Annotated in this window: 12 protein-coding genes; 5 read left to right on the top strand and 7 right to left on the bottom strand. The window is 54.5% G+C overall.

Features of this window, described 5'->3' with window-relative positions; all coding sequences use genetic code 11:
• Together JQC75_RS07535 and JQC75_RS07530 are read right to left on the bottom strand one after the other, a co-directional pair.
• A complete protein-coding gene (locus JQC75_RS07535; protein ID WP_203326800.1) occupies nt 1–1,236 on the bottom strand; it encodes an NAD(P)/FAD-dependent oxidoreductase in 1,236 nt (411 codons plus the stop codon).
• A 64-nt stretch (nt 1,237–1,300) separates the two neighbouring features.
• On the bottom strand, nt 1,301–2,341 hold the full coding sequence (locus tag JQC75_RS07530; protein ID WP_203326799.1) for a proline racemase family protein: 1,041 nt from the start codon (nt 2,339–2,341) through the stop codon (nt 1,301–1,303).
• A gap of 201 nt (nt 2,342–2,542) precedes the next feature.
• Here JQC75_RS07530 and dapA point away from each other — a divergent pair, with 201 nt between their 5' ends.
• From dapA to JQC75_RS07505, 5 genes are all read left to right on the top strand, one after another.
• Nucleotides 2,543–3,457 carry a 4-hydroxy-tetrahydrodipicolinate synthase gene (dapA, locus tag JQC75_RS07525; RefSeq protein ID WP_203326798.1) on the top strand — a complete coding sequence of 305 codons (915 nt, stop codon included), beginning with the start codon at nt 2,543–2,545 and terminating at the stop codon, nt 3,455–3,457.
• A gap of 44 nt (nt 3,458–3,501) precedes the next feature.
• Nucleotides 3,502–4,503, top strand: a complete 1,002-nt coding sequence (locus JQC75_RS07520) for a 4-hydroxyproline epimerase (RefSeq protein WP_203326797.1) — start codon at nt 3,502–3,504, stop codon at nt 4,501–4,503.
• Nucleotides 4,504–4,539: 36 nt separating this feature from the next.
• Nucleotides 4,540–6,087 carry an aldehyde dehydrogenase (NADP(+)) gene (locus JQC75_RS07515; protein WP_203326796.1) on the top strand — a complete coding sequence of 516 codons (1,548 nt, stop codon included), beginning with the start codon at nt 4,540–4,542 and terminating at the stop codon, nt 6,085–6,087.
• A 113-nt stretch (nt 6,088–6,200) separates the two neighbouring features.
• Complete coding sequence (locus JQC75_RS07510) at nt 6,201–6,872, top strand: GntR family transcriptional regulator (RefSeq protein ID WP_203326795.1); 672 nt, start codon at nt 6,201–6,203, stop codon at nt 6,870–6,872.
• 90 nt (nt 6,873–6,962) lie between these two features.
• The gene (locus JQC75_RS07505; RefSeq protein WP_203326794.1) at nt 6,963–8,027 is read left to right on the top strand and encodes a ketoacyl-ACP synthase III; all 1,065 of its coding nucleotides are present in this window, start codon (nt 6,963–6,965) and stop codon (nt 8,025–8,027) included.
• Nucleotides 8,028–8,200: 173 nt separating this feature from the next.
• Here the strand turns inward: JQC75_RS07505 and JQC75_RS07500 are convergent, their stop codons facing one another.
• From JQC75_RS07500 to JQC75_RS07480, 5 genes are all read right to left on the bottom strand, one after another.
• Nucleotides 8,201–8,791 (bottom strand): lecithin retinol acyltransferase family protein, encoded by a 591-nt coding sequence (locus tag JQC75_RS07500; protein WP_203326793.1) that lies wholly within the window; start codon nt 8,789–8,791, stop codon nt 8,201–8,203.
• Nucleotides 8,792–8,875: 84 nt separating this feature from the next.
• A complete protein-coding gene (locus JQC75_RS07495) occupies nt 8,876–9,562 on the bottom strand; it encodes a 3'-5' exonuclease (RefSeq protein WP_203326792.1) in 687 nt (228 codons plus the stop codon).
• On the bottom strand, nt 9,562–11,409 hold the full coding sequence (locus JQC75_RS07490) for a DUF294 nucleotidyltransferase-like domain-containing protein (protein WP_203326791.1): 1,848 nt from the start codon (nt 11,407–11,409) through the stop codon (nt 9,562–9,564). Before JQC75_RS07490 ends, JQC75_RS07495 begins: the two co-directional genes overlap by 1 nt.
• A gap of 152 nt (nt 11,410–11,561) precedes the next feature.
• Nucleotides 11,562–13,280, bottom strand: a complete 1,719-nt coding sequence (locus JQC75_RS07485) for a sodium:solute symporter family protein (protein WP_203326790.1) — start codon at nt 13,278–13,280, stop codon at nt 11,562–11,564.
• 11 nt (nt 13,281–13,291) lie between these two features.
• A complete protein-coding gene (locus JQC75_RS07480) occupies nt 13,292–13,558 on the bottom strand; it encodes a DUF4212 domain-containing protein (RefSeq protein ID WP_011759637.1) in 267 nt (88 codons plus the stop codon).
• Nucleotides 13,559–13,709 lie beyond the last annotated feature (151 nt).

Genomic DNA, 13,709 nt, shown 5'->3' with positions numbered 1-13,709 from the left:
TCAGTCAAAGCGCTTTACGCTGTAAGGACTCATGTCGATGGCCGGCGTCTCGCCGCTCACCAACTGCCCCATCAGCTCTGCGGTGCTCGCAGCCCAGGTAAGCCCGAGGTGTTGATGCCCAAAAGCAAAATAGACTCCCGGACTTTTGCTTTCCCCAAGAACCGGCAGACTGTCCGGCAGAGATGGCCTGAATCCCATCCAACGCTCACCGTCGGACACATCAGCCCCCTCAAAGACCCTGGGCAAAAGCGCCTTGGCGTGGGGAAGCAGGCAGTCGGCACGGGCATTGGACATGGGGGCATCAAGGCCTCCAAATTCCACGGTTCCGGCAAGACGGGTACCGCCATCCATGGGCGTGATAATAAATTTGCGCTCATAGGAGGCCACTGGTCTTTTGAGACCGCTTTGCTGGGGCATCATTAAGTGATAACCCCGCTCTGTGTCGAGCGGCACCCTGTGCCCCAGCTTCGACGCCAGCGGCCGTGACCATGCGCCGGCACAAAGAAGCAGCTTATCGGCTGTGCTGACCTTACCACCCACTGTCGTCACTGAGGGTTTATTGCCCCCCTGCAAGGTGCTCACCAAATCAATCTCAATGCGTCCCCCCATCGCCTTAAGGGTATCAGCCAATACTTCACAGATGGCACGGGGGTTGGGAGTATGCCCAACCTCTGTAAACCACAGCGCCCCGGTGATTGCATCGGATAAACTGGGCTCAAGGGCCCTTGCTTCATCACCACTGAGCAAGGTAACCGCAACCCCGGCACCGCGATACAGCGCCAGCTCCTGCGCCATGACTCTGGCATCGGGCGTTTCAAATACCAGCAAGGAGCCATTCTCAACCAGTAAGTCCGCCCGGCCGCAAAACGTCAACAGGTCTCTGGTGGACGCCATCGAGCGGGCATTGAGCGCTTTGATGGCTTCTCCATTGCGTTTGCGCCTTGCAGGCAACATATTGACGACAAAGCGAATAAACCAGGGTAAGGCCCGGTGAAAGTAAGCCGGACGAATGCGAAAAGGCCCCAGGGGGTCGAGCAGCATTCTCGGCAGCTTGGGTAAAAGGGACGGATCGGCCAGAGGAAATACCTGCTCTGTGGCGAAATGCCCGGCATTACCAAAGGACGCCCCGGCAGCAACCCCTTCTTTATCCATCACTGTCACCTGAAAGCCCCTTCGGGCTAATGCCACTGCATTGGCAAGCCCAACAACACCTGCACCTATGACTATTACCTGCATCGCGCCTGACCCGGCGGATATCGGGTTTGCTTGTTTTATTGAATCAGTGTCCACATGCTTGCCCTCAACGCAGTAAAAAGCCGGTTTGAAAAATATCGTCAGGATGCAGCAAAAACGTGTGTTGTCCGGTCATAAAGGCCCGGCCGGAGACCTTTGGGATCAGCGCATCCTTGCCGTGAAAGTCTATCTGCTCCAGGGCTTCGACCTGCATTTTACCGCCGACAATACTCTCAATGGTCAAAGACTCTGCCAGCCCGACCTCCCCTTTGGCCCGCAGCAAGGCAATGCGCCCGGCGACGCCGGTTCCTGTGGGGGAACGGTCTACCTCACCATCGGCAAAAATACACACATGGCGCGAATGAGCCTCGATAAGCGCGGTGTGCTTTGAGGTAAAGATAGTGCCATATAAAAAGCTCAGGTCTTCATCAAGGGGGTGCTTAATGGGGTAAGACGCCATAACCGCCTGCTTAATCCGTCGCCCCCAATCAATCAGTTGATTCAGGTTATCTGCGCTGCAATCCAGCCCCAGGGCATCGGCGTCCACATAAGCATAATAAGCCCCGCCAAAGCCGATATCGAACTTCACTTTACCAATTCCGGGCACGTCGATGGATAAATCCAGCGCCTCCGCCCAGGATGGCACGTTTAAAAAGCTGGCCTGAATGCGGCCATTTGTGTCTTTTTCAGCAAAGGCACGGATAAAGCCTGCCGGCGCATCTATGCCTATTTCGGCGCGGTTGCCTTCGAAGGCGATGGCACCGGTTTGACACAGAACGGTGGCAAGAGCCAACACCGCATGGCCACACATACTGGAATACCCCTCGTTGTGCAAAAACAGTACGCCAAAGTCGGCGTGTTCAGACACAGGCTCGGTGAGGAGTGCACCATACATGTCTGCATGGCCTCGGGGTTCAAACATCAACAGCTGGCGATACTCATCGAGGTGCGTCGTTAAAAACTGACGTTTTTCCAATATGGTGTCCCCGGGCACGTCGGGGTAACCCGAGGTAATAATCCTCAGAGGCTCTCCTTCCGTGTGGGCATCCAGGGTGGTGATCCGGCGAAATTGGCTAAGTAATTCAGGGCTTAACTGAACGGGTCCCATCTGACGACTTCCTATTGTAATAATGTATGCAATATATAGTGACGAGCGACAGAGATTCAAATAATCTGAAATCTGATGTTTTCTCGATTGCATTATTGTATACAATATACTATAACTTTACGCAATGCCGAGCGCATACTGTGTCCGCGTTAAGAAAGCGGACGGCGTTACATAAAAACAAGACTATTTTGAGGTTTAAAAATGAAAGTGAACTGGCAAGGCGTATATCCAGCGATTTCTACCCAATTCAATGCGGATGGCTCTATCAACTTCGCCTCCAACACCCGGATGTTGGAGCAGCTGATCACCGATGGGATCAACGGCATCATCGCCCTGGGAACCATAGGTGAAAACGCCTCTTTGAGTGCCGAAGAAAAACGCGCCTTCCTGAAACACACTGTCGAAACCGTGGCTGGCCGTATCCCCGTGATAGCCGGTTGTACCGAAAACACCGCCCAGTTAGCCATACAGTATGTGCAGGATGTGGAAGCCATTGGTGTGGATGGGGTCATGCTGCTGCCCGCTGTGGTGTACCGTGGTACCGACCGCGAAGTGCTGACCCACTATCAGATGGTTGCCCGCGCCACCAAACTGCCCATCATGATTTATAACAACCCAGTCAGCTATGGCGTTGATATTAATCTGGAAATGACCGCAACTCTCGCCAATGAGCCAAACATAGTGGCCATTAAAGAGTCCACCACAGATACCCGCCGCCTCACCGAGTTGCAAAGCCGATTTGGCGATCGTTTCACCCTGTTTTGCGGTGTGGATGACATTGCACTGGAATCCTTGTTGCTGGGTGCCACCGGTTGGATTTCCGGCCTGACCAACGTGTTCCCCCGTGAGTCGGTCACCCTTTACAAGCTCGCACGCGCCGGTCGCATCGAAGAAGCCCGTGAAATCTATCGCTGGTTTATGCCGCTGCTGCGCCTCGATACCATTCCAACCTTGGTCCAGTGCATCAAGCTTGCCGAGCAGCTGGCCGGCCGGGGCAGTGAACAGGTACGCATGCCACGTATGACGCTGATTGGCGATGAGCGAGCCTACGTTGAGAAAGTCGTGGGTGAAGCCATGGCCAGCCGCATCGATTTGTCCAAATACAATCTGGACTGATAAGCCAAGAGCGATAAGAACAAGATTACCGGAGCTCTACGACTATGATGAAAGGTACATTTTTCTGCGTCGATGCTCATACCTGCGGTAACCCAGTACGGTTGGTCACCAGTGGCCACCCGCACCTTCGGGGCCGCACCATGAGTGAAAAACGCCAGGACTTCCTCGCCAACCACGACTGGATCCGCAAGGCATTGATGTTCGAGCCCCGGGGCCACGACATGATGTCGGGTTCGTTCCTGTACCCACCTTGCTCAGACAACGCCGATGCCGCCATCCTGTTTATTGAAACCAGCGGCTGCCTGCCCATGTGCGGCCACGGCACCATAGGCACCATCACGGCCGCCATCGAAACCGGCCTGCTGAAGCCCCGTACCCCGGGCAAGCTGGTGCTGGATGTGCCCGCCGGGCAAATAGAAATTGACTATCAGCAAACCGGCGCCAAGGTCGATTGGGTACGCATCTATAATGTGCCTGCCTATCTGGCCCACAAAGATGCGATTCTGGATATCCCCGGTCTTGGCACCCTCAAGGTCGATGTGTCCTACGGCGGTAATTACTACGTGATTGTCGACCCGCAGGAAAACTTCCCTGGCCTGCGCCACTGGAGCGCCGCGGACATTCTGCGCTGGAGCCCGATTGTGCGCCAGGTGGCCCACGACACCCTGAGCTGCATTCATCCCAACGACCCCACAGTGCGGGGTGTAAGCCATGTGCTCTGGACCGGCGACACCATCAGTGAAGGGTCAGATGGCGCCAACGCAGTGTTTTATGGCGATAAGGCCATCGACCGCTCTCCCTGCGGCACAGGCACCAGCGCCCGCCTCGCGCAGCTTTATGCCCGCGGCAAACTCAAGGTGGGCGACAGCTATACCCATGAGAGCATCATTGGCAGCCAGTTTATCGGCCGCATCGAGTCTGCCACCAAGGTGGGCGACTACGATGCAATCCGCCCCAGTATTCAGGGCTGGGCCCGTGTGTTTGGCCAAAACGCCATCACAGTGGATGACGCAGACCCCTACGCATTTGGGTTCCAGGTCGTGTAACCGGTTACTCAAGCCAGATATTTGAAAGGAGTCGTTATGACCACCGACCTCTGTGGCCGGCATTTTATTGCCCATGAATGGCAACGAAGTGAGTCCACCTTTTCCCGTTTCAACCCCAGCACCAACAAGGTACTGCCCGGCGAGTTCTCTCAGGGCACAGTTATTGAGGTTGAAGCTGCGGCCATTGCCGCAGAAGCCGCCTTCTGGGAATTCCAGCAAACGTCTGCCGACCAAAAGGCAACCCTGCTGGAGACAATGGCAAGCGAAATAGAACGGGACGGCGATGCCATTGTTGCCTGCGCCATGCTGGAATCCGGTCTGCCTGAGGCGCGCCTTAAGGGCGAACTTGGCCGCTCCACAGGCCAGCTGCGGCTCTTTGCCAGCGTCCTTCGTGAACCCTATTCCCCGCTTTTGATGGACAAAGCCAATCCGGCTCGTCAGCCGCTGCCCAAGCCAGAGTTAAAATTGGGCCAGCTGCCCCTGGGAGTCGTTGCCGTGTTTGGCGCCTCCAATTTCCCGCTGGCGTTTTCCACCGCCGGTGGCGACACCGCGTCTGCACTGGCGGCGGGCTGCGCCGTCATCGTCAAGGGCCATCCGTCCCATCCGGGCACCAGCGAGTGGGTGGCTCGGGCAATGGCAAGAGCCATTGACCTGACCGGTATGCCAAAGGGGCTCTTTTCACTTATCCAGGGAAGCGAGCCCGCGCTGTCGGTGGCGCTGGTTGAACATCCGCTGGTAAAAGCGGTGGGTTTTACCGGGTCTCTTAAGGTCGGACGCCTTCTTGCTGACCGCTGCGCTCTGCGCCCCGAGCCCATTCCCTTTTACGGCGAGCTGGGTTCGGTTAACCCACAACTATTGCTGCCCGGCAAACTGGCAAAGGACGCGCCTGCCCTCGCCGAAGCACAGGTCAATTCCATGATGATGGGCCATGGGCAGTTTTGTACAAGCCCGGGACTTGTCATCGCCATCAAAGGCCCGGGGCTTGAGAGCTATCTTGCGGCCTTATCGGATATTGCCAGCCGTCAGAGTGCCTCTGCCATGTTAAGCGCCGGGATCTGCCATGCTTTTAATCAGGCCGTCAGTGCCGTGGTGCCAAAAGTGAATGTGATTGCTCAGGGGCAAGCGGCCGAAGCGGCGCACCAAAGCCGGCCGATGATTGCCAGCATTGCGGCAAGCGCCTTAACTAAGCAACCCGAACTGCTCGAAGAAGTCTTTGGCCCCTTCGCTCTGGTGGCGATTTGTGAAACAAAGAATGAGATGTTTGAGCTGGTGAAATGCCTGCCGGGGCAACTGACAGCCAGCGTTCATGGGCTGGAATCCGAAGTCGCCGACTTCAGTGACATAGTGACGCGTTTGGCCTTTAAAGTGGGACGCATCATGTTCAATCAAATGCCCACGGGGGTTGAAGTGGCCCGGGCCATGAACCACGGCGGCCCCTACCCTGCCAGTACCGACAGCCGCTCCACATCGGTGGGAACCGAAGCGATGAAACGCTTTATGCGCCCACTTTGTTACCAAAATATGCCGGACTCACTGTTACCGGATGACCTGAAAGGGTGTTCAAGCCGATTGATGATGTTCTAAACTACCGGAAAATTGAGCAAATTGATGAAGGGAAACCCATGGTTTCCCTTTATTTATGCCTGAGTTGGCGTTAATCTTAGGCGATCAAAATGTCTTGGTATAAAGAATAAAAAATGAGTCGACACACGCCTATCGTCCATAAAACTCGCACTCAGGTCGTGGTAGAAGTTCTCAGAGAGAAGATTCTCTCGGGGGAAATTGCTGCCGGAGAACCCTTGCGCCAGAGCGCATTGGCCGAAGAGCTCAACGTGAGCCGTATTCCTGTCCGGGAAGCCCTGTTGCAATTGGAAGCCGAAGGCTTGGTGAAGTTTGAGGCCCACAAAGGTGCCACCGCTACCGAGCTGTCTGTCGCACAGGTGACCGAATTGTTTGAACTCAGGGCGCTGATTGAAACAGATCTGCTTGCAAAAGCCATCCCGAATCTGCAAGATGAAGACCTGATCCAGGCCGAGAAAGTGCTGGAACAACTGGAATCTGCCTTTAAACAGGAAGATGCCGTTGGAAGCTGGGCCGAGCTCAACACCAAATTCCATACTACGCTGTATCAGGCTGCCAACCGTCCACACACACTGGAAGTGGTTCACGGTTTAAATACCAATTGTGACCGTTATATCCGGCTGCAGTTGTTGCTGACCGGCGGGATCCCGCGGGCCGAGCAAGACCACAGAGATCTGCTGACTTATTGCAAGCAGAAACAAACCGACAAGGCCGTAGTTCTGCTGCGCGAGCACATTCTGCACGCGGCAGAGTCCATTCGCGATCTGGTTGCCGAACAGGTCAAATGATAAAAGACAACAGGCTCTCATCCCGAGCACTGTTGTCGGATATATAAGGCAGTCCCAAGGCACTGCCTTTTTTGTTTGAGAGAATTATCAATGCAGTACGCCACCATTACCGGCTGGGGCAAATGTGTTCCCCCAGCCGTGCTGACCAACCATGATCTCGCCACCTTCATCGACACTTCAGATGAGTGGATCAAGCCAAGAACCGGGATCAGTCAGCGCCACATCAGCCACGTCAATACCTCAGAGCTTGCCACTGTTGCCGCCCAGCGCGCCCTGGCCGCCGCCGGTATTGATGGCAGTGAACTTGACATGATTATTCTGGCCACCGCGAGCCCGGATACCCTGATCCCCAACATTGCCTCCACCGTGCAGGCCAATGTGGGCGCGCGCTGCGCAGCCTTCGACATCAATGCCGCCTGCTCAGGTTTCCTGTATGGCCTTGGCCTTGCCAGCTCGCAAATCAAAAGCGGCCAGTGCAAAAAAGTACTGGTGATAGGTGCCGAGCGTCTGACCTTCTATTTGGACTGGTCACGCCGCGAAACGGCTGTACTCTTCGGTGACGGCGCAGGTGCCGTGGTAGTGGAAGCCAGCGACGTTCCCGGCGGCGTATTGGGCTATGAGCTCAATAACGACCCCGATGGCCGCGATATCCTCAAGGCTGGCTTTGGTACTGCCATGGACAGATTCAGCGCAGAATCGCTGGACTTTTACATCCAGTTTGACGGCCAGGAAATCTTCAAGCGTGCCATCAACGGTATGGGTAAGTTGAGTGCCCAGGTACTGGAAAAATGTAGCGTAGACAAGGATGCGGTGGATTTGGTTATCCCCCATCAGGCCAACGAGCGCATTATCGATACCCTGGTCAGCAAAATGCGCATTCCGAAAGAAAAAGCCTTCGTGAATATTGCCAACTACGGCAACACGTCGGCGGCGACCATTCCAATTGCCATTTGCGACGCATTGGAAAAAGGCCTTATCAAGCCCAATGACACCATACTTTCCTGCGCGTTTGGTGCAGGCCTGACATCAGCGGCATTGCTACTGAAATGGGGCGAGCGGATAACGCCGGTGAACATCAGCGATGCCGAGCTGCCGCCCTGCGACCAAACCGGCATTGAGCTGGTGAGCCGCGCCGTGAACTACTTCTGCAAGTAAAAGCGGTATTTAAAAAAGCCACCTTCGGGTGGCTTTTTGCTATTTGGATATTGCATCGAAAGCCTGTGTAGATAACCGCCGCAACCCATGATGTTTTAAACCGCCAATCCCCCGGTAACCCATGCTGGGGCTATTTGGCTTGAAAGCACCTTGCAGTATCAGCCATGAATAGCTCATTCCCGTGGATAAGAGAGCCTGGCCTCATCCCAATAGATGGCTTTGCCATAAAAAGCCGCCACCAGTTGATTCAGCTCGCCAAAGCCTTTTATTTCCCTTTCATCGCCGCTGATGCAATGCCACACAAAGCGATGGCAATTATTTTCGAGCAGGTCGTAATCCCGGTACTGAAACAGTGCCATGGCCGCTCTTTCGGTGGCCATTTCGTGTGCCAGTGGCCGATGATTGGCGTCTGCCGCCACAAAAATGCGGCTCCCAGTGCGGCCATGGAGAAACCGCTCTGCCGAAACCGCGCGGATAAGGCCGCTGCCGTGCAGCTCAGCAATCAGACCATCACCAAGGTAAATACCGGTATGTTCAATCACGCCAAACACATGGCAACACATCAAAGCGCCGGGCACCGGGGTACTTTGCTTGCCCCCTGTTTGCCAGGTACTCGGCGATAGCACCACCGATTTTTCACCATGTTCGATAGCCGTCTGGCCTCTGGCACGTTGATACTGCAAGCGTCGACGTGACTCCCGGGCGTCTGCCAACGCCAACGCGCCGAGTGCGGCGCCACCAATCCAGAGAAGGGGTAAAGGCATAAGCGCTCCCAAGGGAATAGACATTGACTGAAGAGTAGAACCAAAGCCGCTAAAAACAGAATGAAAATCTGTAAATGAATATGACTAATCGCAGAAGGTGACCAGCTCAGCAATACAGGTTCGTGCGCCGCCGATAGCAGCAAGCTGTGCCAGCAAGAGTTCAGCACAAGACAGGGCATCGGTCAGTGCATTGTGGGCATCGTAAACCGGTAAGCCGTACCTTTGCCGACTGGCGCCTAGTCGAAGGCTCCCCTCCTGAATGACTTCATGCACCCGCAGCAGCCTTTTTCGCTCAATTGCCAGGGTATCTATGGCAAGCAATGGCATGCTCATTCCCAGGCTGCGATTCATATTGGCGCGGATAAACGCCAGATCCAAAGGTGCATGGTGGGCCACCAGGATTCTGCCGCTCATTTTTTGCATCAGCCAGTTCATGGCCTCGGCCAGCGGCAGCGCATTGTGAAGCTCCCTGTCGGTGATCCCGTGAATAACCGCGCTTTGTCCGACGCTGCCCCGAATTTCCACCAATATCGACTCGGCGTCCTGGAGCTGGATAACCCCGCCGTCGATGGGCACAACGCCGATGGCCAGGATCTGATCCCGCCCCGGGTCAAGCCCGGTCATTTCCAAATCAAGGGCCAGCATGGGAGCTGCCTCTGCTGTAACACTCAGGAGCGCTCTTTGGCTGTCGACCAAGGCGCGGGCAAGACTATCCTCTATGGTACGGCTGCGCCACCACAGGCGCGGGCGCAAAAAAGCCCGGGAAACCATTAAAAGCTCCGCATAAATTTAAGCCTGAGCCCCGACTGGGCATCATGCACGACCTTGAAGGCGTCTCTTAATTGGTGGCGCACCAGGGAAGACAGCTGCTGCGGCTTGAGATAGTTAGTGATTTCCTGCCCCTGCCGGTATTGCACACCCTGGTTGGCAAGTCGCATATGGGCAATAAATTCATGGGCATCGGCGAGGTTAAGCGCGTCTTTTCGGCCAATCACCCCCAGCTCCATCAGGGCCCGAATACGTTTGGCGGTATTCACTTCCTTAATGCCGGCCGAGAGGGCATATACACGGGCGATGTCATTAATCAGGGCGTTGCCTTTGTGTTTTAAATCAATGCCTTTGACTTCCGTTCCATCCCGCTCGAGTACAAATTTACGAAAGAACCCTAAAGGCGGCGCTTCAGTGAGGCTGTTTCCCGCCATGCCGGCGAGAAAGATGTCATTGTCCCTGGTTCCGGCAAGCACCTTGTCCTGCAAAGCATCGAACAGGCTCTGAGGCCCAAACACAGGCCTCATATCGAAAAATATCGATGCGTGCATCAAGGCCTTGGGTTCGGGAGCCTTAACCCAGTGCTCAAACACCTTCTGCCAGCGCTCAAGTGACATACGCCATTTGGGATTTTGCGCCATGATATCACCGGGACAAAAGCGGTATCCGCACTCATCAAGACCACTGCACACGGCGCGGCTCAGCGCCTCAAAATAGCCGGCGGCATGCTCATCAGGCTCACCGGCAAGCAGCAATCCGTTATCCTGATCGGAGCAGGCAGCCTGATCCTGACGCCCCTGAGAGCCAAAGGCGAGCCAGCAAAACGCCATGGGAGCCTGTCCCAAAATCTGCTGATTCAGCAGTATCAACCTTCTGGTCAGCGCATCCGTAACCGATGTCAGTACCCGGCCAATTTCTTCTGCACGGGCATCGGCACTGATAAGGCTCTGAAGTAATTCGGGGATTTTTTTACTCACTCCAATCAGACTGGCCACATCCTTTTGCCGTTCAATCTCACCAATCAGCATCAAAGGCTGCGAGCCCTGACTCCTTAAAATATCGGTGCTGGATATCACCCCCACCGGCATCTCGCCCTCAAGCACGGGCAAATGGTGGATATTGCGCTCACTCATGGCAAGCATGGCCTCGAATACCAAAGCACCTGCGCCTATGGTTACCGGATTTCGGGTCATGGCCTGATGCACCGGCAATGTGCCGTCAAAACCTTCGGCCAAAACCCGGTTACGCAAATCTCTGTCGGTAAGAATGCCGCAGAGTTTGTGATTATCAGTCACCAGCAACGACGATACCCTGGCGTCGCGCATCATCATCGCCGCCTGGCGTATGCTGTGACTGCAATCTATGGTGAGCGGCGAGCCCGTCATCAGCGAACTGATGCGGCTCGTGGTGGTGAGTTCCTTGGCTTTGAATCTGCCCTGATGGCGCAAGCGTTTGGCAAAGGCGCGATTAAAAAAGCGGTCAAAGTCGCGACTTTCCTGCCGTAAGTTGTTGAACATATCTGGACTGAGTTGATACACCAGTCCGTCTTCCAGAATGGCCACCTTGTTGGAAATGGCTTCACCGGAAAGCAGCGAAGGGAAGCCAAAAAAGTCCCCTTCCCCCAGGCGATCTACCAATTCGCCCTCTTCATCACGCACCTCAAAGGCACCACTGCGGACGATATAAAGCCTTGGATGGGATTCATCCAGGGGAACATGTCCCATGGATTTACTGTAATAAGCCACACTCAGATGCCGCACACTGGCCAGCAAAGATGCCTCCGGCAAAGAGTCAAAGGGCACCAATTGCCTGAGAAACTGGGTCAGGGGCTGAATTTCGCTGGCATCCATACAAATCATCCGCTTAGTGCATTACGCATCTTGTCTTGGTTCCACTATAAGGCAGCCGCTCTCAATGTCACCATTCGACCTAAGTAAAAGCGGGATTCTCAAAAGAAAAACGGCGCATGAGCGCCGTTTTTTGTTAACCCTTCTGGGTGTTATCAGTGATCCTGAGCACCACCGGCACCTTTAGGGAAGCGGATACCTTCAACCATCTCTTCCACATGGACAGGCACGGCTGACGTCAGCTTGGCCACAATCACGGCGACACCGAAGTTAATCAGCATACCAATCATCCCGATACCTTCAGGGGAGATCCCGAACAGCCAGTTGGCAGGTACGTTAGCCGCTGGGTTTACGAACTTGAAGTACACAATGTAAGCCGCAGTAAAGCCCAGACCAACCACCATACCGGCGATGGCGCCTTCTTTGTTCATCTTCTTGGAGAAGATACCCATTACGATGGCGGGGAACAGTGACGACGCAGCCAGACCGAAGGCAAACGCAACAACCGCTGCCACGAATCCGGGTGGGTTGATACCGAAATATCCGGCAATCACGATACCTACAGCCGCGGCAATACGGGCATACAGCAGCTCCTGTTTATCCGAGATATTGGGAGCAAAGCCTTTCTTCATCAAGTCGTGGGACACTGACGTTGAAATAACCAGCAAGAGACCCGCAGAAGTAGACAAGGCCGCAGCCAAACCACCGGCCGCCACCAGAGCAATTACCCAGGCTGGCAGATTGGCAATTTCAGGGGTCGCCAACACCATGATGTCACGGTCGATGTTCATCTCGTTGGCATCGCCCTTGGTGTAGTACATCTTGCCATCGCCGTTCTTGTCGTCCCACTTGATAAGACCGGTCTTTTCCCAGTTTTTGATCCAACCAGGTGCGGTTTCATACGCCACACCAGTGGCATCTGGACCGTTAATGGTTTCAATCATATTCACGCGGGAGAAAGCAGCCAGCGCAGGCACAGTGGTGTACATGATTGCGATGAACACCAGCGCCCAACCGGCACTTGAACGGGCATCTTTTACTTTAGGTACAGTGAAGAAGCGTACGATAACGTGTGGCAGACCAGCAGTACCCACCATCAGGGCCGCAGTGATAGCAAACACGTCTATCATGCTCTTTGAGCCTTCGGTGTACTGTGAGAAGCCAAGTTCGGTGGACAAGCCGTCCAACTTATCAAGCAGATACACGCCAGTACCGTTACCTGCCGCATCAATCAGCTCAGCACCGAAACCCAGCTGAGGAATAACGTGACCTGTCATCATCACAGAGATGAAGATGGCGGGCACCATAAAGGCGAAGATAAGCACGCAGTACTGGGCCACCTGGGTGTAGGTGATACCTTTCATGCCGCCGAGCACGGCGTAGAAGAATACCACTGCCATACCGATGTAGACGCCGGTATCGACTTCCACTTCAAGGAAGCGTGAGAACACCACACCCACGCCGCGCATCTGACCCGCGATATAGGTAAAGCAGATAAAGATGGCACACACCACGGCGACAGTGCGCGCCGCCTGAGAGTAATAGCGCTCACCGATAAAGTCAGGCACGGTAAACTTGCCGAATTTACGCAGGTAGGGGGCCATACAGAGCGCGAGCAGCACATAGCCACCGGTCCAACCCATCAGGTATACAGAGCCATCGTAGCCGACGAAGGACACGATACCCGCCAGAGAGATAAATGATGCTGCAGACATCCAGTCGGCCGCAGTGGCCATACCGTTCATCACAGGAGGCACACCGCCACCAGCCACGTAGAATTCTTTGGTCGATCCAGCCCTGGACCAGATTGCGATACCTATATAGAGGGCAAATGAGAGCCCCACAATCAGGTATGTCAGAGTTTTAACATCCATTGCCGTGCTCCTCAGTCTTCGTGAACGTTATATTTTTTATCGAGTGCATTCGCCTTGGCTGCGTAGATAAAAATCAACGCCACGAACACGTACATGGAACCCTGCTGAGCAAACCAGAATCCCAGTTTGAAACCCATGAAGGTAATTTGATTGAGCACATCCACCAACAGAATGCCGAATCCGTAAGATACGACAAACCACACTGCCAGCAGGCTGATCACCAGGCGAAGATTCTCGCGCCAGTAACCTTGAGCCTTTTCGTTGCTTTCGAATGCCATTGTTGTGACTCCCCTGTGTTTGTAATAATTAAGTTAAGTCAGGGTTAATCTAACAAGGCGGAGTGTGACCTCAATCACGACCTTAGTCTAAGTGATGATTGCTTATCGCATCTAAAATAGAAATTTTAATTTAATAACAACAGCTTGAATA

Source organism: Shewanella litorisediminis (genome assembly GCF_016834455.1).
Classification (GTDB): Bacteria; Pseudomonadota; Gammaproteobacteria; order Enterobacterales; family Shewanellaceae; genus Shewanella; species Shewanella litorisediminis.
The sequence above is the reverse complement of the archived record's forward strand: the minus strand, read 5'-3'. Positions and strand labels throughout refer to the sequence as shown.